The organism is Paraliobacillus zengyii (genome assembly GCF_003268595.1).
GTDB classification, from domain to species: Bacteria; Bacillota; Bacilli; order Bacillales; family Amphibacillaceae; genus Paraliobacillus_A; species Paraliobacillus_A zengyii.
On sequence record NZ_CP029797.1, the window covers coordinates 1,732,571 to 1,752,323 of the forward strand.

At 34.9% G+C, this 19,753-nt stretch carries 17 protein-coding genes; all 17 read left to right on the forward strand.

What is annotated here, in order from left to right; translation table 11 throughout:
* The first annotated feature begins 10 nt into the window (after window positions 1–10).
* The 17 genes from DM447_RS08795 (at window position 11) to rimP (ending at window position 19,746) form a co-directional block, all read left to right on the forward strand.
* Window positions 11–643, forward strand: coding sequence for a chemotaxis protein CheC (locus DM447_RS08795; RefSeq protein WP_112180864.1), 633 nt, complete (start codon window positions 11–13; stop codon window positions 641–643).
* Window positions 643–1,143, forward strand: coding sequence for a chemotaxis protein CheD (locus DM447_RS08800; RefSeq protein WP_112180865.1), 501 nt, complete (start codon window positions 643–645; stop codon window positions 1,141–1,143). The genes DM447_RS08795 and DM447_RS08800 overlap by 1 nt, the downstream gene beginning before the upstream one ends.
* A 43-nt stretch (window positions 1,144–1,186) precedes the next feature.
* Window positions 1,187–1,945, forward strand: a complete 759-nt coding sequence (locus DM447_RS08805) for a FliA/WhiG family RNA polymerase sigma factor (RefSeq protein WP_112180866.1) — start codon at window positions 1,187–1,189, stop codon at window positions 1,943–1,945.
* Between the two features lie 45 nt (window positions 1,946–1,990).
* Entirely contained in the window at window positions 1,991–3,361 is a 1,371-nt protein-coding gene (locus DM447_RS08810) for a flagellar assembly protein A (RefSeq protein WP_112180867.1), read from the forward strand.
* Between the two features lie 22 nt (window positions 3,362–3,383).
* Window positions 3,384–3,692: a hypothetical protein gene (locus tag DM447_RS08815; RefSeq protein WP_112180868.1), complete on the forward strand. Its 309-nt coding sequence runs from the start codon at window positions 3,384–3,386 to the stop codon at window positions 3,690–3,692.
* Between the two features lie 10 nt (window positions 3,693–3,702).
* A complete protein-coding gene (locus DM447_RS08820; RefSeq protein ID WP_112180869.1) occupies window positions 3,703–4,209 on the forward strand; it encodes a DUF6115 domain-containing protein in 507 nt (168 codons plus the stop codon).
* 157 nt (window positions 4,210–4,366) lie between these two features.
* Window positions 4,367–5,134 carry a 30S ribosomal protein S2 gene (rpsB, locus tag DM447_RS08825; RefSeq protein WP_112180870.1) on the forward strand — a complete coding sequence of 256 codons (768 nt, stop codon included), beginning with the start codon at window positions 4,367–4,369 and terminating at the stop codon, window positions 5,132–5,134.
* Between the two features lie 135 nt (window positions 5,135–5,269).
* Window positions 5,270–6,157: a translation elongation factor Ts gene (tsf, locus tag DM447_RS08830; protein ID WP_112180871.1), complete on the forward strand. Its 888-nt coding sequence runs from the start codon at window positions 5,270–5,272 to the stop codon at window positions 6,155–6,157.
* A gap of 138 nt (window positions 6,158–6,295) precedes the next feature.
* Window positions 6,296–7,018, forward strand: coding sequence for a UMP kinase (gene pyrH, locus DM447_RS08835; protein WP_112180872.1), 723 nt, complete (start codon window positions 6,296–6,298; stop codon window positions 7,016–7,018).
* Window positions 7,019–7,021: 3 nt separating this feature from the next.
* The gene (gene frr / locus DM447_RS08840; RefSeq protein ID WP_112180873.1) at window positions 7,022–7,579 is read left to right on the forward strand and encodes a ribosome recycling factor; all 558 of its coding nucleotides are present in this window, start codon (window positions 7,022–7,024) and stop codon (window positions 7,577–7,579) included.
* A gap of 230 nt (window positions 7,580–7,809) precedes the next feature.
* Complete coding sequence (locus DM447_RS08845; protein WP_112180874.1) at window positions 7,810–8,592, forward strand: undecaprenyl pyrophosphate synthase; 783 nt, start codon at window positions 7,810–7,812, stop codon at window positions 8,590–8,592.
* Between the two features lie 86 nt (window positions 8,593–8,678).
* Complete coding sequence (locus DM447_RS08850) at window positions 8,679–9,443, forward strand: phosphatidate cytidylyltransferase (RefSeq protein ID WP_112180875.1); 765 nt, start codon at window positions 8,679–8,681, stop codon at window positions 9,441–9,443.
* A 21-nt stretch (window positions 9,444–9,464) separates the two neighbouring features.
* Window positions 9,465–10,610, forward strand: coding sequence for a 1-deoxy-D-xylulose-5-phosphate reductoisomerase (gene dxr, locus DM447_RS08855; RefSeq protein ID WP_112180876.1), 1,146 nt, complete (start codon window positions 9,465–9,467; stop codon window positions 10,608–10,610).
* 42 nt (window positions 10,611–10,652) lie between these two features.
* Window positions 10,653–11,912 carry an RIP metalloprotease RseP gene (gene rseP / locus DM447_RS08860; RefSeq protein ID WP_112180877.1) on the forward strand — a complete coding sequence of 420 codons (1,260 nt, stop codon included), beginning with the start codon at window positions 10,653–10,655 and terminating at the stop codon, window positions 11,910–11,912.
* Between the two features lie 32 nt (window positions 11,913–11,944).
* On the forward strand, window positions 11,945–13,648 hold the full coding sequence (locus DM447_RS08865) for a proline--tRNA ligase (protein WP_112180878.1): 1,704 nt from the start codon (window positions 11,945–11,947) through the stop codon (window positions 13,646–13,648).
* Between the two features lie 100 nt (window positions 13,649–13,748).
* Complete coding sequence (locus DM447_RS08870) at window positions 13,749–18,038, forward strand: PolC-type DNA polymerase III (RefSeq protein WP_112180879.1); 4,290 nt, start codon at window positions 13,749–13,751, stop codon at window positions 18,036–18,038.
* A gap of 1,234 nt (window positions 18,039–19,272) precedes the next feature.
* On the forward strand, window positions 19,273–19,746 hold the full coding sequence (gene rimP / locus DM447_RS08875) for a ribosome maturation factor RimP (RefSeq protein ID WP_112180880.1): 474 nt from the start codon (window positions 19,273–19,275) through the stop codon (window positions 19,744–19,746).
* Window positions 19,747–19,753: the final 7 nt, after the last annotated feature.

Sequence of the window (19,753 nt, forward strand, 5' to 3'; positions counted from 1 at the left end):
AGGTGAGTATATGTCTTTTATTGAATCATTAACAGCTTATCAATTAGACACATTAAAAGAAGTAGGTAATATTGGATCTGGAAACGCGGCTACCTCTCTATCTACTTTATTAAATAGAAAAGTAGATATGACAGTACCAGCAGTTCGAGTCGTTGGTTTTGATGAGATGATGGACCTAGTTGGTGGTCCTGATAAAATTATTGTATCTGTCTATCTCCGCATTCAAGGAGAAGCTCCTGGTAACATGTTTTTCGTGCTTTCCCCCCCTGAGGCAGAAGTATTTGTTAAAGAGATGACAGGTATAGATAATTTTAATTTAGAAAACCCTCCATTTGACGAAATGGGTTTGTCAGCATTACAAGAATTAGGTAATATATTGGCAGGTTCTTATTTATCAGCATTATCGGATTTCATAAAAGTATTATTACAGCCATCAGTCCCACTCCTACACATTGATATGGCAGCTGCTATATTAACACAAGGATTGATGGAGTTATCACAAGAAAGTGACTATGCTATCATTATTGATACAATTATTAATGAAGAGGGTAATAATAGTGAACCTATTAAAGGGCATTTCTTTTTATTACCTGATCCGGAATCTTTTCCAAAAATATTTGATCGATTAGGTGTTACAAGTTAGTGTTAACAGAAACAAAAGAAATTATTAAAGTAGGCATTGCTGATTTGAAGTTCGCAAAATCTCCGGAAGTTTTGCGAACATCAGGTTTAGGTTCGTGTGTAGGGGTAGTTGTCTATGATCTTACGATGAAAATTGCTGGTATGTCACATGTAATGCTACCAAATTCATCCTTATCAAAACGAAGTGATTTGAATCAATTAAAATATGCAGATACGGCGTTACCAATTTTAATTGAACATTTACTAAAAGAAGGCGCTAGAAAATATGCATTGAAAGCTAAAATTGCTGGTGGTGCACAAATGTTTTCATTTAGTTCTTCTAATGATATGCTTCGAGTTGGAAAACGAAATGAGGAAGCAGTTAAGATGATGCTTGAACAATATCGCATTCCTCTCGTTTCAGAGGATGTTGGTGGTAGTAGTGGGCGAACAATTGAATTTTCTCTCGATACGGGTATGTTAAATATAAGAACAGTAAATTCGGGAGAAAAACAAATATAATTTTTCAACTAATGGGGGAACATGACAACTGTGAGGTGATTTAATGTCAGATTCTAGCCCAGCAATACAAGAGGTTTGGGATAAATGGTCAAATGATAGAGATAACGAATCAGCAAACCAACTGGTTGAGCATTATCTTTATCTTGTTCAATATCATGTGCAACGAATTGCAATCCATCTTCCGAAAAATGTAAGCAAAGATGACATGAAGAGCTTAGGATTAATGGGATTATATGATGCGCTTCATAAATTTGAACCAAAAAGAGATTTGAAATTTGATACATATGCCTCTTTTCGGATTCGTGGATCAATTATAGATGGGCTACGTAAGGAAGATTGGTTACCGCGTTCAACACGTGATAAGTCTAAAAAAATTGATAAAGCACTGCGAGATCTAGAGCAAAAATTGCATCGAGAACCTACGTTAACTGAAGTGGCTGAATTCTTGGGAATGCGTAAACAAGAAGTTGAAGAAATAGTGAAAGATTCACTATTTTCTAATCTTCTATCCATCGAAGAAAAGTCAAGTGAGCATCAAGATGATTATAAAGAAGGTATAGGCTATAATTTACCTGATGATAAGAATTTAACGCCTGAAGATAGCATGTTGACAGCAGAAAGTCATCATGAACTAGAGCAGAGTATTGGACAATTAAATAAAAACGAACAATTAGTCATTAGTTTATTTTACAAGGAAGAGCTTACATTCACAGAAATAGGAAATGTTTTAGAGTTGACTACATCACGAATATCACAAATCCATAAACAAGCTATTTTTAAATTAAAAAAACATTTGGCATGATCAGAAAACCGTATATAGTCGTGTCATAGTAAAGGGGATTATAATATGGAACCTCTTCAGGAAGTATTTGAGTTGAGTGTGTCAACCGATAAAATGCATGCCTCACTTCATGCGAAAGAGACTTTTGATCCAGAAGAACTAACTGTAGAACTAATTTTAAAGTGGTTAAAAGAGCAAAAAATAACAGTAGGTATTCAGGCAGAAGCGATAGAAAAATTAGTTGCGAATTTTCAAGAAGATTTGTTACCACTAAAAATTGCTTTAGGTACATATCCTGTTCATGGAATTAATGGCAAAATTGATTATGTCTGTGAACAGGATGACAATATTGAATTGGAAGAAAAAAGAAATTTCCGTGATGTTAGAAAAATTCCTTCTCTTAAAGAAAAGGAAAAAATTGCAATAGTATCGGATCCAGTGCCGGGAATTGTTGGACTGAATATTTACGGAAAAAAAGTACCTGCCAAATCTGGAAAGCCAATACGGATGCGTGCGGGTAAAAATGTTGAATTTAATGAAAGTGATCAGTCGTTTTATGCTACAGCTGACGGTCAATTGAGCATTGGAGCAAATGTCATCCAAGTATTTGATACATATGAAGTTAGTGGAGATTTGTCTTTAAAGACAGGCAATCTTAATTTTGTTGGGTCTATTATTATTCGAGGTAATGTTCCCTCAGGATATCGTGTAGAAGCAGAAGGAGATATACATATATATGGTTTAGTGGAATCTGCTTACATTCATGCGGGTGGTAACGTGTTTATTTCAGAAGGCATTGCCGGTCAGCGTAAAGGTACAATTATTGCAGGTGCAGATGTCACAGTTAATTACATTAATCAAGCTATTGTTGATGCGGGTAAAGATATCATCGTACATAATGCAATTATGCACAGCCATTGTGTTGCACAAGAGCATATTTATTGCCAAAATGGACATATCATTGGTGGTGTTTGTTCAGCAGGTAAAACGATAGAAGCAAGGGATATCGGTAATAAGATGGATACTAAAACAGAAATTGCTATCGGAATCAATCAGGAACATGCTGAAGAAGAAACAAAATTACTTAAAGAAAAAGAAAGTTTACATGAGAATAAAGAAAAGCTTCGGGTCTTAGGTGAAAGTTTACATAAAAAAGCCGAATCTAATGTTGGTTTAACCTCAAAAGAGCGCATATTTTTATTGAAGCAACGTAATTCAGTAAAACAGACGGATCTGAAATTGGATAAAATTGAGGAAGAACTTTCCTTGTTGCATGTGGAGCTAGGTGATGTAGAACAGGTTAGGTTAATTGTTAAAGGCATCTTACATGAAAATGTTGATTTATCTTTTGGTAAATATCAAATGACAACAAAAATCACCCAGAAGTTTACACAAGTATATTTAGACAATGGTGAAATAACCACGAAAGCACTATAACGCTTGAAAGGAAGCAATCTATATGAGTTGGAGAGCTGTAGAAATGCAAATAGCGCTACCACGTACGCAAGATGCTGGTAAAATACAAGAACAGCTCCAACAACGTGGTCAATTCATGCAAGATGTTATAGCTAATCAACAATTAGCCCAAGATGAGGTTAAACGAAAAACTGTGAATGATTTGAAGCAGAAGGCTGAACTTTCAAACAAAAAAGAAGAAAAGCATCCAACTAATAATGAAACATTGCATGATAATACAAGGAAAAATGAAATTGAATCGCACGCAATAGAACACCCGTATCTCGGTAAAAAAATCGATTTTAATGGTTAAGAGGGGTATTATGGTATATTTCTTATTATTAATAAGTTTTTTATTACATGTGTTCACATTTATTACGATTAAAGTTTTAAAAGATCGTATCATGGAACCCGATGATGTTATAGAAAAACAAGCCCAGCAACAAAAAGAAATGGAAGAACTACTTGCTGTTTATTTGTTAGAAATAAGAGAAGAAAACGAAAAAATAGTTAGCATGTTTGAAAAACAGAAAAGCAGCAGTAAGAAAAATAATGTATCTAGTCCTCCAAAAATAAATAATGAACAAGAGAAAAAGTATGAGAAAGCAGTTCAGATAAATGAGACGGTAACATCTAATGAACCTGAACCTATAACTGAGTATCAGCCACCGATAGGTGATGATTTTCAGGATACAGTAGAACAATCATTATCTGCACAAGTATTATCTTTGTATAATCAAGGTGAATCTATTGAGTCTATTGCAAGAAAATTAGATTCAGGTAAAACAGAGATTGAACTAATGATAAAATTCCATAAAAAAAACAGTTGAAATTGCTTGATTGCATGTTTTGGTTATGGTATAGTTACTTTTGGTGTCAATCACACACGCTTATGGATGATAGAGATGGTGCTAATCGAATGATTAGTTTTTCTATAAATATGAAATAAGCGGAGGCATAAAACCAAATTATTAGGAGGAAAAAATCATGGCAGTAATCTCAATGAAACAACTTCTTGAAGCTGGTGTACATTTCGGTCACCAAACTCGTCGTTGGAATCCAAAGATGAAGAAATACATCTTTACAGAAAGAAACGGTATTTATATCATCGATCTTCAAAAAACAGTTAAAAAGGTAGATGAAGCTTATAATTTTGTAAAACAAATTGGCGAAAATGGCGGTACTATTCTTTTTGTAGGTACTAAAAAACAAGCACAAGAGTCTGTTAGAGACGAAGCGATTCGTTCAGGTATGTTTTTTATTAACCAACGTTGGTTAGGTGGAACACTAACAAACTTCGGTACTATCCGTAAACGTATTAATCGTATGAAAGATATTGAACGTATGCAAGAAGACGGTACTTTTGAAGTACTTCCTAAAAAAGAAGTAGTAGGCTTAATGAAAGAAAGAGATCGTCTTGACAAATTCCTTGGTGGAATTAAAGAGATGAAGAAAGTTCCTGATGCTTTATTTATCATTGATCCACGTAAAGAGCGTATCGCTGTTGCAGAAGCACACAAATTGAACATCCCGATCGTTGGTATTGTAGATACTAACTGTGATCCTGATGAAATTGATTATGTAATTCCAGCAAATGATGATGCTATTCGTGCAGTAAAACTTCTTACTGGTAAAATGGCAGACGCTATTTTAGAATCAAAACAAGGTGAAGAACTAGAAGAAGTTGAAGCTCCTAATGCTACAGAAGCTGAGGCAACTGAGCAAAAAGAAGCGGAAGCTGCAGTAAAAGAATAAGTTTAATTTACATGGGGTGATAAGGGGGTAACCCTTTATCACCTTTTTTCAGAAATACTATCTTACATTTGAATGATTTTACTTATATAATTGATAGAAAACTATCAATTTGGATAATCTAAGGAGGAAAACATAATGGCAGTAACAGCACAAATGGTAAAAGAACTGCGCGAGCAAACTGGTGCGGGTATGATGGATTGTAAAAAGGCTTTAACAGAAACAAACGGTAATATGGAAGAAGCAATTGATTTTCTTAGAGAAAAGGGTATTTCAAGTGCAGCTAAAAAATCTGATCGTATTGCAGCAGAAGGTTCTGCATATGTAATGGTTGACGGTAATACTGCTGTATTATTAGAAGTTAATTGTGAAACAGATTTTGTTACAAAAAATGACCAATTCAAGTCAATCTTAGAAGAATTAGCAAAACACTTATTATCACAAAAACCAGCAAATGTTGAAGCAGCACTTCAACAGCCATTACATGGTGAAGGTGAAGTATTAGAGCAATTTATTCATGCTAACATTGCAAAAATTGGTGAAAAATTATCTTTACGTCGTTTCTCTATTTTCGAAAAGACAGATGCTGACGCTTTTGGTGCTTACATTCATATGGGTGGAAATATTGGTGTTGTAACTATACTTGAAGGCACAACAGATGAAGCTTTCGCTAAAGATGTTGCGATGCATATTGCTGCAGTAAATCCTCGTTATGTGACACGTGATGCTGTTGCAACTGAAGAAGTAGACAAAGAGCGTGAAGTACTTAAGACACAAGCTTTAAATGAAGGTAAGCCAGAGAAAATTGTTGAAAAAATGGTAGAAGGTCGCTTAAGTAAATTCTTTGAAGAAATTTGTTTGCTTGAACAGAGTTTTGTTAAAGATCCAGATCAAAAAGTTAAAAAACTAGTTGCAGATAAAGGAGCAACTGTTAAAGGCTTTGTTCGTTATCAAGTCGGTGAAGGTATGGAAAAACGTGAAGATAACTTTGCTGAAGAAGTAATGAACCAAGTAAACAAAAAATAACGTTATATCTCATTTTATATCGTGGGATAAAATCGATTTAAACAGTTAGGGGACACGTGGTGTTCCCTTTTGTTTAGAAACAAGACAAGAAATATGAAAATAGAAGAAAACAATAAAATTACATATATGGAGGTTATTATGACTACTGCCCACTATCAAAGAATTGTGTTAAAATTAAGTGGAGAAGCGCTAAGTGGAGAAAAAGGTTATGGACTTGAACCAAGTGTAATTAAATCGATAGCTACGCAAGTAAAAGAAATTGCAGAGTTAGGTGTTGAAATTGCAATTGTAGTAGGCGGCGGTAATATATGGCGCGGTAAAGTTGGAAGTGAAATGGGAATGGATCGTGCAAACGCTGATTACATGGGTATGTTAGCAACAGTAATGAACTCCTTAGCTTTGCAAGATAGCTTGGAAAACCAAGGAATTCAAACGCGTGTTCAATCATCGATTGAAATGCGCCAAGTTGCCGAGCCATATATTAGAAGAAAAGCAATTCGTCACTTAGAAAAAAAACGGGTTGTTATATTCGCGGCTGGTACAGGTAATCCATACTTTTCTACTGATACAACGGCGGCACTACGAGCTGCTGAAGTAGATGCTGAAGTAATCTTAATGGCAAAAAATAATGTAGACGGTGTGTATACATCAGATCCTAAATTAAACAAAGATGCAGTTAAATATGAAGAACTTACTTACTTACAAATGTTAAATGATGGACTTGGTGTAATGGATTCTACAGCTTCATCGTTATGTATGGATAATGATATTCCGCTTCTCGTTTTTTCAGTTATGGAAGAAGGAAATATTAAGCGCGCCGTACTTGGTGAAAAAATCGGTACAATTATAAGGGGGAGATAAGTTATGTCACAAGCAGTAATTAATGATCTAAAGTCAAAAATGGCTCAAGCAGTGCAATCTTTTTCTAAACAATTATCGACGGTAAGAGCAGGCCGTGCTAATCCTGCATTATTGAATAATGTGTTTGTTGATTATTACGGTGCCCCAACACCTTTAAATCAACTTGCAACGATATCGGTACCAGAAGCACGTTTATTACTAATTGCACCTTTTGATAAAACATCTATACCGGATATTGAAAAAGGAATTCAAAAAGCGGATTTGGGATTAGCGCCTTCTAGTGACGGAAATGTTGTACGTATTAGCATTCCAGCACTTACAGAAGAACGTAGAAAAGAATTGGTAAAAGTTGTTGGCAAATATGCCGAAGAATCTAAAGTTCAAATTCGTAATATTCGTCGTGATTCAAATGATCAATTAAAAAAAGATGAAAAAAATGGCGATATAACAGAGGATGAATTAAGAGGTTTCCAGGATGATGTTCAAAAAGAAACCAATAACTATATTTCTGAAATTGATGAAATAGTAAAATCAAAAGAAAAAGAAATATTGGAAGTCTAATCGTAAATAATTAATTGAAGATGTATAATAGACGAAGGCCCTCTGAATAAAGGGGGTCTTTCCTTTTTATAACAATATTACTACTGAACAGTTAGAAAGCTAGCTGAAGTGAAAGTGTTTTTCATTTGCTAGTGATTCGAGTGCCATTACGTGGTAAACTGATTAAAGGTATGATATCTTATAATGAATTCATCATAGCGTTAAGTTTTACACACGATGGGGGACAGACAATGTCGATTTTTAGATTTCCTTTCTTTAAAAATAAAAACTCTAAAAAGCAGTTAATTGAAGAAAATGATAGAATAAATGATGCTTTTGCACTACCTGAACATGTTGCAATCATAATGGATGGAAATGGTCGTTGGGCTAAAAAACGTGGACTTCCAAGGTTTGCTGGTCATAAGGAAGGTATGGATAATGTAAAAGATATTGTACGTGTAGCAAACAAGCACCATATTAAAGTACTTACTTTATATGCTTTTTCGACAGAAAACTGGAAAAGACCTAAATCAGAAGTAGAATATTTACTTAAATTACCTAAAGAATTTATACATACATATTTACCAGAGCTAATTAGAGAAAATGTTCAAATTAAAACAATTGGAGCATTTGATTTACTACCAGAACATACGAAAAAAGCTGTACAAGCTGCGAAAGACAAAACGAGTGAAAATGACGGACTCATTCTAAACATTGCGTTAAATTATGGTAGTAGATACGAAATAATACAAGCGATAAAACATATTGCGAAAGATGTAGAAACAAATCAGTTGGATATGGATCAGCTTGATGAATCTGTATTCTCCAATTATTTATTCACAAGTGATCTAAAAGATCCAGATTTAATTATTCGAACAAGTGGAGAGCAACGTTTAAGTAACTTTTTATTGTGGCAAGCAGCCTATTCAGAATTTTGGTTTACTGATGTGTATTGGCCTGATTTCAATGAGAAAGTATTTGAGCAAGCGTTAGTGGATTATCAAAACCGTAAGCGTCGCTTTGGTGGTTTATAGTCACTATATATTTTAAAGTGTAAATGAGCAGATATAAAATATACTAAATCAAAACTAGTAGATTTAGGACATGAAGGTGAACAAATATGATGCAAAGAGTAATCACAGCAATTATAGCAATACTGCTTTTCTTCCCGTTTGTTTTTATAGGCGGATGGCCCTTTTATATAGTAATGTTCTTAATTGGTTCAATTGGTCTGTTAGAACTATTGTACATGAAGAAGATGACGCAATATCCAATTCCAACTGCTTTTACACTTCTTTTATTATGGACGTTATTATTCGATTTTAAGATTGATAAATCAGAAATAATGTTGATTATTGTTTTATTGTTATTAAGTTATACTGTACTTGTTAAAAATAAGTTTACATTTGAAGATGCTGGTTTTCTGTTATTATCAGCTATGTATATTGGTTTAGGTTTTTATTACTTTATTGAGACACAGCAAGCTGGATTAGAATTTATTTTTTACGGGATAGTTATTATTTTAGCCACTGATACAGGTGCATACTTTTTTGGGAAAGCATTTGGTAAGCGAAAACTGTGGCCAGAAATTAGCCCGAATAAAACAATTGAAGGTGCATTGGGTGGAATCTTTTTAGCTTGTGTTGTTGCGGTTATTTTTCAACTAATTGCACCAGTACATTCCTCTATACTGATCGTATTACTTGTAACTATTTTTGCAAGTATATTTGGGCAAGTGGGCGATTTAGTGGAATCTGCTTTTAAACGATACTATAATGTAAAAGACTCCGGAAAAATACTACCTGGTCATGGTGGGATTTTAGATCGATTTGATAGTTGGTTATTTGTCTTTCCATTTCTGCATTTTATTCAATTTGTTTCATAGAATCAGATAGGAGTGTTTGAAATGAAACATATCACTTTACTCGGTGCCACTGGTTCAATAGGGCTGCAGACCTTAGATGTGATTCGACATCATCCAACTGATTTTTCGATCCATGCATTGGCTTTTGGCAAAAATGTTAAACAAGCCGTTCCTTTAATAAATGAATTCAAACCAACTAAAGTTGTTGTTTTCGATAATGAGACAAGGCAGTTATTAAAGAAAGAAGTTTCATCTGTTCAGATATTAATAGGAAATGAAGGCCTGGTAGAAGTTAGTGTGGATATAGAAACAGATGTTTTAGTAAATGCTGTAGTAGGTAGTGTGGGACTAGATGCGACAATGCATGCCATACAAGCGAATAAAACAATTGCGATTGCGAATAAAGAAACATTAGTAATGGCAGGGCATTTAGTAATGGAGAAGGCGAGAAAGCATCAGGTAACCCTATTACCGATTGACAGCGAGCATTCTGCTATTTTTCAATGCCTACAAGGCGAGAACAGTAAAGAAGTGAACCGCCTTATATTAACTGCATCTGGTGGTAGTTTTAGAGACAAAACAAGAAAAGAATTAGAAGATGTTACGGTTGATGATGCGTTAAAGCACCCAAACTGGAAAATGGGTAAAAAAATAACAATTGACTCAGCGACTATGATGAATAAGGGATTAGAAGTGATAGAAGCACATTGGTTATTTGATATCCAATATGATGCAATCGATGTTATATTACATAAAGAGAGCATTATTCATTCCATGGTAGAATTTCATGATAAAAGCGTAATCGCGCAATTAGGTACAGCTGATATGCGTACACCAATCCAATATGCATTAACATATCCATCACGTTTAGCATTACCACAAACAAAGCGATTAGATTTATTAGAAATAGCAGAACTACATTTTGCTAAATTAGATTTTGAACGTTTTCCATGTTTGCATATGGCTTATCAAGCTGGTAAAGTTGGCGGAACAATGCCAACGGTGTTAAATGCTGCAAACGAAATCGCTGTTCAATTATTTTTACAAGATAAGATAAATTTTTTACAAATCGAATCTATTATTGAACGCGTTATGAATGAACACGAAGTTATCACTTATCCAGATCTAGAAGTAATTCAGGCAATAGATAAAGAAACAAGAATAAAAGTTGCTTCTTTTCTAAAGTGATGTAAGTTAAGTAGTAGGTAAAAATAAAGGAGAGTGTTGTTGTTGAACACAATTATTGCATTTATTTTAATGTTCGGCTTACTTGTGTTCGTTCATGAGTTTGGACATTTTATCTTTGCTAAAAAAGCAGGGATGTTAGTAAGAGAACTTGCAATTGGATTTGGTCCAAAAGTCTTTTCGATAAAGAAAAAAGAAACACTATATACGATTCGATTGTTACCTATGGGTGGATATGTTCGTGTGGCTGGTGAAGATCCAGAAATAACGGAATTAAAACCAGGACAGCAAATTGCACTTGAATTTAATCAAGCAGGTTCTGTCGATAAAATTATTATTAATAAAAAATCGAAACATCCAACTGCTCGTGTTATTGAAGTGGAAAAGGCAGATTTAGAACATGAATTATTTATCGAAGGTTATGATGTAGGAGAAGAGGAGAAGTTACGATTTACTGTTGATCCGAAAGCAGATTTTATTATGGATGAAGTCGAGACGCAAATTGCTCCTTTTGATCGTCAATTTGCTTCCAAAACAAAAAGACAACGTTTCATGCAATTATTTGCTGGCCCGATGATGAACTTCCTTCTTACAATTGTAATCTTCGCTATATTAGGGTTTACACAAGGTGTTCCAACAGATGAAGCTAAATTAGGAACTATTCAAGAAGACAGTCCAGCTGAGGAAGCAGGATTTGAAGCTGGTGATGAAGTAATTGCAATTGATGGCACGCAGGTGACAATGTGGACGGAATTTCAAACGACAGTTAGAGATAATCCGGAGACAACGTTAACCATGACGATTTTACGAGAGAATGGTGAAGAACAGGAACTTGTCGTAACACCACGATTGGTAGAATCACAAGATCAACAATTCGGGCAATTGGGAGTTAGGCAGTATATGGAGAAATCAATTGCAAAAGCAATTCCATATAGTATAGAGGAAACATACGCGACTTCCATCTTAATTCTCACTAGTTTGAGCCAACTTGTAACAGGTGATTTTTCAATTGATATGCTTGCTGGACCGGTTGGGATTTATGACGCAACTGATCAGGTTGTACAAAATGGGTTTGCAACCTTCTTAATGTGGACGGCTATGTTAAGTGTTAATCTAGGTATTATCAACTTACTTCCGTTACCAGCATTAGATGGGGGAAGATTATTGTTTGTTGGTATCGAAGCTGTTCGAGGTAAACCAATTTCTCCAGAAAAAGAAGGGTTTGTTCATTTTGTCGGATTTGCTTTACTGATGTTATTAATGATTGTCGTAACATGGAACGATATTCAACGCTTATTTTTATAAGAAATGAACTATTACAAGAGGTGTAAAATAAAATGAAACAAAGTAAAACACTAATACCTACATTAAAAGAAATACCAGCAGACGCAGATGTAACAAGTCATCAATTATTATTGCGAGCAGGCTTTATTCGACAGACTGCATCGGGAATCTATAGTTTTTTACCATTGGGAAAGCGAGTACTTCGAAAGGTAGAAGATATAGTTCGTGAAGAGATGGATAATATTGGGGCAAATGAAATGTTAATGCCAGCTTTACAACCAGCTGAATTATGGAAAGATACTGGCAGATGGCAAACTTTTGGTCTAGAGCTGATGCGAATTAATGATAGACATGAGCGAGAATTTGCATTAGGAGCTACACACGAAGAAGTAGTGACAAGTTTGATTAAAGATGAAGTGAAAAGTTATAAAAAACTGCCACTTACTGTTTATCAAATTCAATCAAAGTTTCGTGATGAAAAAAGACCTCGTTTTGGCTTATTAAGAGGTCGAGAATTTATTATGAAAGATGCTTATTCGTTTCATGATTCATATGATAGTTTAGCTGATATGTATGATAACATGTACCAAGCCTATTCAACTATATTTACAAGATTAGGTTTGAATTTCCGAGCAGTTATAGCAGATTCAGGTGCAATGGGTGGAAAAGATACACATGAGTTTATGGCGTTATCTGAAGTTGGTGAGGATATTATCGCATTCTCAGATACATCTGATTATGCCGCCAATATCGAAATGGCTGAAGTGGTTGATCAATACGAGAAGTCGAATGAGCAAGCTTTAGCATTAGATAAAGTTGCCACACCTAATCAAAAAACAATGCAAGATGTAGCTGATTACCTTGAACATTCATTGGACAAGGGGTTAAAAGCCTTATTTTTCAAAGTTGATGAATCTTTTGTTTTAGTTGTTACAAGAGGGGATCATGAAGTTAATACAATAAAGCTTAAAAATCTTTATCAAGCTGCAACTGTAGAATTAGCAACAGAAACAGAAGCAAAAGAAATATTAGGTGCAGGTTTTGATTCTTTAGGTCCAATAAAAGTTGAAAATGATGACGTGGATATTGTGGCGGATTATGCGGTTCGTCATGCTGTAAATGTGACATGTGGTGCGAATGAAGAAGGCTATCACTATGTGAATGTAAATCCAGAGCGTGACTTTTCTGTAACTAAATATGCAGATATTCGTTTTGTAACAGAAGGGGATCCTTCTCCAGATGGACAAGGTGTAATTAAATTTGCTAGAGGTATTGAAATTGGTCAAGTTTTCAAATTAGGTGAATTTTATGCAGAGAAGCTAGGGGCTAGCTTCTTAAATGAGCAAGGAAGAGCAACTACGATGATTATGGGCTGTTATGGAATTGGTGTTTCTAGAACGTTAGCAGCAATTGTGGAGCAATACCATGATGAAAAAGGGATAACATGGCCAAAACAGCTTACACCTTTTCAAGTACATTTACTTGTCCTAAATAGTAAAAAAGAAGAACAAGTAACGCTTGCTGATGAATTGTATGCTGATTTAAAAGCTAAAGGTATTGAAGTACTTTACGATGACAGAGCTGAACGTGCTGGTGTTAAATTCGCTGACAGTGACCTTATCGGAATCCCTTATCGAATTTCTGTTGGTAAGCGTGCAGATGAAGGTATCGTAGAATGTAAAACACGTGTTAATGGGGAACAGTCAGATCAGCATAAAGATGATGTAATTGCTTATATACAAAGTTTATTAGCATAAGAATTTAAAAGCCCTTGTCCTAAAGAATAGGTGACAAGGGTTTTTATGCGTAGTAGAATAAGATAGAAAGATTATTTGTTCAGATGCTAGGGGGATTAAATTGAGTATATCGAGTAACGATAAAATGAAAGTATTATTAGAACAAATAAATTTGACAGATCCTGAAGACACTTATTTTTCGGAAAGTCAATTAACGAAATTAGAAGTATTCAAAGCAGAAAAACGTTGGCATTTTCATATTCAGATCAAACAAATCTTACCTGCTAAAACGTATCGACTTTTCTGTTTGAAACTACAAGAAACCTTCTCGCATATTGCCTCTGTAGATTGGACACTTTATGCTGAAAATAAAAATATGATTAACGAAGAGGTTAGTGCCTATTGGCAGGATTTCATTGGATCAGTCGGGGATCTTTCACCTGCATATAAAGATCTTGTTGAGAAGCAACAGCCACAAATAAATGGTAATAAGATTATTGTAACCGCCCGAAATGATGCGGAAGCAAATGCCCTTAGAAAAAGGTTAGAACCAGCATTTCGAACATATTGTAATAAGATCGGTGCAATGGCTTATACATTATTAGTTGATGCGAAGACTGAAATAGAAGATATAAAGAAGTTTAGAGAGCAAAAAGCCCTGGAAGATAAAGAATTAGTCCAAAAAGCAGTAATGGATAAAGAAGTTCGCGCTAAAGAGAAACAGGCAGGCGTTTCGAATGAACCAGTAATGATTGGATATAAAATTAATGATGAACCAGTACCAATGAAAGAAATAATAGAAGAGGAAAGACGTATTGTTGTACAAGGGTATGTTTTTGCTGTTGATATTAGAGAATTACGTTCAGGAAGACATTTGTTAATCATTAAAGTAACAGACTATACAGACTCTTTCTCCTTAAAAATGTTCTCAAAAGGTGATCAAGATGCTGATAAATTTAAAACAGTTAAAGAAGGCATGTGGATTAAAGCAAGAGGTAGTGTACAAACGGATACATTTACCAATGAATTAACGATGATGCTTAATGATATTAATGAAATAAAAGTTAAGAAAAAAGAAGATAAAGCTCCTGAAGATGAGAAGCGTGTTGAATTACATGCGCATACCACAATGAGTCAAATGGATGCTGTTGTAACAGCATCAAAATTAATTGAACAAGCTAGTAAATGGGGACACAAAGCATTTGCCATTACGGACCATGCAGTAGCACAATCTTATCCGGAAGCTTATGCAGCAGGTCAAAAGCATGGTGTTAAAATACTCTATGGCCTAGAAGCTAATATAGTAGATGATGGTGTACCAATTGCTTATAATGAACAAGATATTGATCTCGAGTCAGCAACTTATGTTGTTTTTGATGTTGAAACAACTGGTTTATCTGCAGTCTACGATACGATTATTGAGTTGGCGGCAGTGAAAATTAAAGATGGAGATATCGTGGACCGGTTTGAATCGTTTGCAAATCCACATCATCCGTTATCAGAGACGACAAATGATTTAACTGGTATTACAGATGATATGGTGAAGGATGCTCCTGATATTGAACAGGTACTAGAAGATTTTAAAAAATGGGCAGGAGAAGATATTTTAGTTGCACATAATGCAAGCTTTGATATGGGTTTCTTAAACCAAGGAAACGAAAAGGCTGGATTAGATAAAGCAATTAATCCTGTCATTGATACGTTAGAATTAGCTCGGTTTTTGTTACCGACTTTAAAAAGTCATCGCTTAAACACATTGTGTAAGAAGTTTGATATCGAATTAACCCAACATCACCGTGCGATTTATGATGCGGAAGCAACAGGTTATTTAATGTGGAAATTGTTAAAAGAAGCAAGAGAAAAAGAAATCACCAATCATAACCATTTTAATATTCATATGGGTGAGGGAAATGCCTATCAACGCGCACGTCCACATCATGCAACAATACTTGCACAAAACGAAATTGGACTAAAAAACATTTATAAGTTAGTTTCTCTTGCACATATAGATTATTTCTATCGCATACCGCGAATACCACGTTCTAAATTACAAGCACACCGTGAAGGTATTTTAGTTGGTTCTGGTTGTGAAAAAGGTGAAGTTTTTGAAACAATGATGCAAAAGTCGCAGGAAGAAGCTGAAAAAGTTGCTGCTTTTTATGATTATATTGAAGTGCATCCACCGGCAAACTATTATCCGTTGATCAGTAGAGAGCTTGTTCAAAATGAAGCGCAAATTTTAGATATATTACGAAACCTCGTTGCACTTGCGGACCGGTTAAAGAAACCTTGTGTTGCAACAGGAAATGTACATTATTTAGAAGATCGAGATAAGTTATATCGTCAAATTCTTATTTCATCTCAAAGCGGAAACCCGTTGAGTCGACAAACACTTCCAGATGTACATTTCCGAACAACAGATGAAATGCTTGCGAGTTTTGACTTTTTAGGTCAAGAAAAGGCAAAAGAAATAGTTGTTGAAAACACACAAAAAATTGCGGATCAATTAGAATCAATTAAACCGATAAAAGAAGATCTATATACACCAAACATTGATGGAGCAGAAGACGAAATACGAGAAATGAGTTATAATTTCGCTAAAAACATTTATGGTAATGATTTACCTGAAATAGTTGAAAAGCGTATTGAAAAAGAACTGAAAAGTATTATTGGGCACGGTTTTGCTGTTATTTACCTTATCTCACATAAACTTGTAAAAAAATCATTAGATGATGGTTATTTAGTTGGTTCTCGTGGTTCAGTTGGTTCGTCATTGATTGCAACATTAACAGAAATAACAGAGGTAAATCCTTTACCACCACACTATGTGTGTGCAACCTGTCAACACCATGAGTTTTTTACAGATGGTTCTGTTGGTAGTGGCTTTGATTTACCAGATAAGAATTGTCCGTCTTGTGAAACAAGTATGCGTAAAGATGGTCAGGATATACCATTTGAAACCTTCCTAGGATTTAAAGGGGATAAAGTTCCCGATATTGATTTGAACTTCTCAGGTGAGTACCAACCAGTAGCACATAACTATACTAAATTGCTGTTTGGTGAAGATAAAGTATTTCGAGCCGGTACAATCGGTACTGTGGCAGAGAAGACTGCATATGGTTATGTAAAAGGATATGCAAGTGATAATCAATTACAAATGAAAGCTGTAGAAACCGATCGCTTAGTTCAAGGCTGTACGGGAGTAAAACGTACTTCTGGACAGCACCCTGGTGGAATTATTGTTGTACCTGATGATATGGAAATCTATGATTTCACACCTATCCAGTTTCCTGCCGATGATCGTAATTCAGAATGGAAAACAACGCATTTTGATTTCCACTCGATTCATGATAATTTATTGAAATTAGATATACTTGGACACGATGATCCTACCGTGATACGAATGCTACAAGATTTAAGTGGTATTGATCCAAAAACAATCCCAACAGATGACGAAGAAGTAATGAAAATTTTCTCAGGCCCTGAAGTATTAGGTGTAACGAAAGAGCAAATCATGTGTAAAACAGGTACATTAGGTGTTCCGGAGTTTGGTACGAAATTTGTTAGACAAATGTTAGAAGATACAAAACCAAAAACATTCGCAGAGCTCGTAATTATCTCTGGTTTATCCCATGGAACTGATGTGTGGCTTGGGAATGCACAAGAACTAATTAATAAGGGGATTTGTAAATTACCAGATGTAATTGGTTGCCGTGATGATATTATGGTTTATCTAATGCATAAAGGGCTAGATGCCTCATTAGCTTTTAAAATTATGGAATTCGTTCGTAAAGGAAAAGGTCTACAAGACGAATGGATTGTAGAAATGAAGAAAAATAATGTTCCTGAATGGTACATTGATTCGTGTAAGAAAATTAAGTACATGTTTCCAAAAGCACACGCTGCAGCATATGTTTTAATGGCGGTTCGAATTGCTTACTTTAAAGTACATCATCCGATTCTTTTTTACGCAGCTTACTTCTCTGTGCGTGCAGATGATTTTGATTTAGATCTTATGGTGAAAGGTTCATCTGCGATGCGTAAACGAATCGAAGAAATTTTGGCTAAAGGTAATGACGCTTCACCAAAAGAGAAAAACGTTTTAACAGTATTGGAATTGGCGCTTGAAATGAATGAAAGAGGATTTACTTTCCAAAGCGTTGATTTATACAAATCAAGTGCAACAGATTTTCTAGTTGATGAAAATAGTTTGATTCCGCCGTTTAATGCTGTTGATGGTTTAGGAACAAACGCAGCATTAAATATTGTAAAAGCACGTGAAGAAGGCGAGTTTTTGTCAAAAGAAGACTTACGAGAAAGAAGTAGAATTTCTAAAACAGTTATAGAATATTTAGAGAATCATGGTAGCCTAAAAGGAATGGAAGATAAAAATCAATTATCGTTATTTTAGATAAAGATTTTTTTATGAAAAAATGTTTAATTACTCAACTTTCACAATGAAAAACAGGCGCTTAAGTCTTGGTATAACAATATAGTCTAACAATAGAAGTTGACTTCACACTTCTTTAGTAATCATCCGTGCGTGTGATCTTAAGCACTTGAGAGAGAAACGCTGTCATAAGTGTCTTACAACTTTAGACACGCTACGGTAGCCAATGGTCTCCCTTTCCGTAGCACAAAACGTTTGCTATTTCCACAGGACAAGGAATGCTTCTAAGAATTTACATCGCACGAAGGAAATCGATTTGTATTTTCGAGGAGTCTCAACCATTTGCTACCTTCGCTGGATAGCGTATCTTTGTTTTAAACTTTTGAAAATATTACTCTTATTGAACCTAACGCTTATCTTGCTATGCTTTAATTACAAATAATTGAGCATTTTACACAATTTTTAATTCGCGGACTAAAACTAGCGGATCAAGCGAAATGGCCGAGACTCCTGCAGGAACAGCACGGGCTGAAGATCCACTTAGTAAAGCGATTTTCGCTTTACTAAGTTAGCTGAAGCCGTACCTGCGGAAAGGGAGGCTATTTCGCTTGAGGAGCGGGGAATAAGTTCTGTTATATTTCCATATAAATCAAACACGTTACCGCAGAGTCTATGTTAACTCAACTTTATCACCCAGTGAATACGGATTGATGATTGACTGGGCCTAGTTGGTGGAAAGCTTTATAGTACTTGACTGTCTTTTAAATGCCTGCTCCCTTAGAGGTTTCCGTTTATTACGAAACAAACCTCTAAGTCGCATTTTACATCAATTGTGACATTTTAATTGTAATAAAGCATACGAGCGAGCATGAAAAGGGTGTATTTAACTTGTTGTTTTGCGTTTCCTTGCATGAAATTAAGGAATATGGTATAGTAATTTATGGTACGAATTGATACGTTAGTAAGAAAGAGTGGGGGAACCCACTCTTTCTTCACACCTATCATTCTTTTTGATAAATAGAACCTTATTGTTAAAGAGGATGGTATACGTTTTGCATGTATTCTATGTGCAGACATCTTTTGATTTTAGTATGAAGCGTAGTATTCCCTTGCCGTTTTTTGGCAAGGGTTTTATGTTTCTTATATAAGATGCTAATGAAAAAAGACTAAAATGTGTAAACTTTAAAAGTATAACTAAAAACGTAGTAACCTAATGTAATACAGTTTATTTAAAGTGATAAAGGAGGCGAAATGAATGGGAATGAAAGTAACGGAAAAAGCAGAACAACTTCTTGAACCTATCTTAGAAGAAATGAATTTACAACTTGTAGATATTGAGTTTGAAAAAGAAGGAAAAAACTGGTTTCTTCGTATTTTTATTGACAAGCAAGGTGGTATCGACATAGAAGAATGCGGCATCGTATCCGAGAAATTAAGTGAGCAATTAGACGCTGATGATCCAGTTTCAGTACCTTATTATCTAGAGGTTTCATCACCAGGTGCAGAGCGCCCATTGAAAAAACCAAAAGATTACATTGATCATATAGGTCATAACGTATTTCTTACGTTATATGAACCTATCCAAGGCGCTAAATCATTTGAAGGATTGTTAAAAGCTTTTGAAGAGGATATCATTACATTAGAAGTATTAAACAAAACAAGGAAACAAGAAGTGACTATTCCTTATCAAAAAATAGCAAAAGCCCGATTAGCAGTTACATTTAATTAAAGGGGGA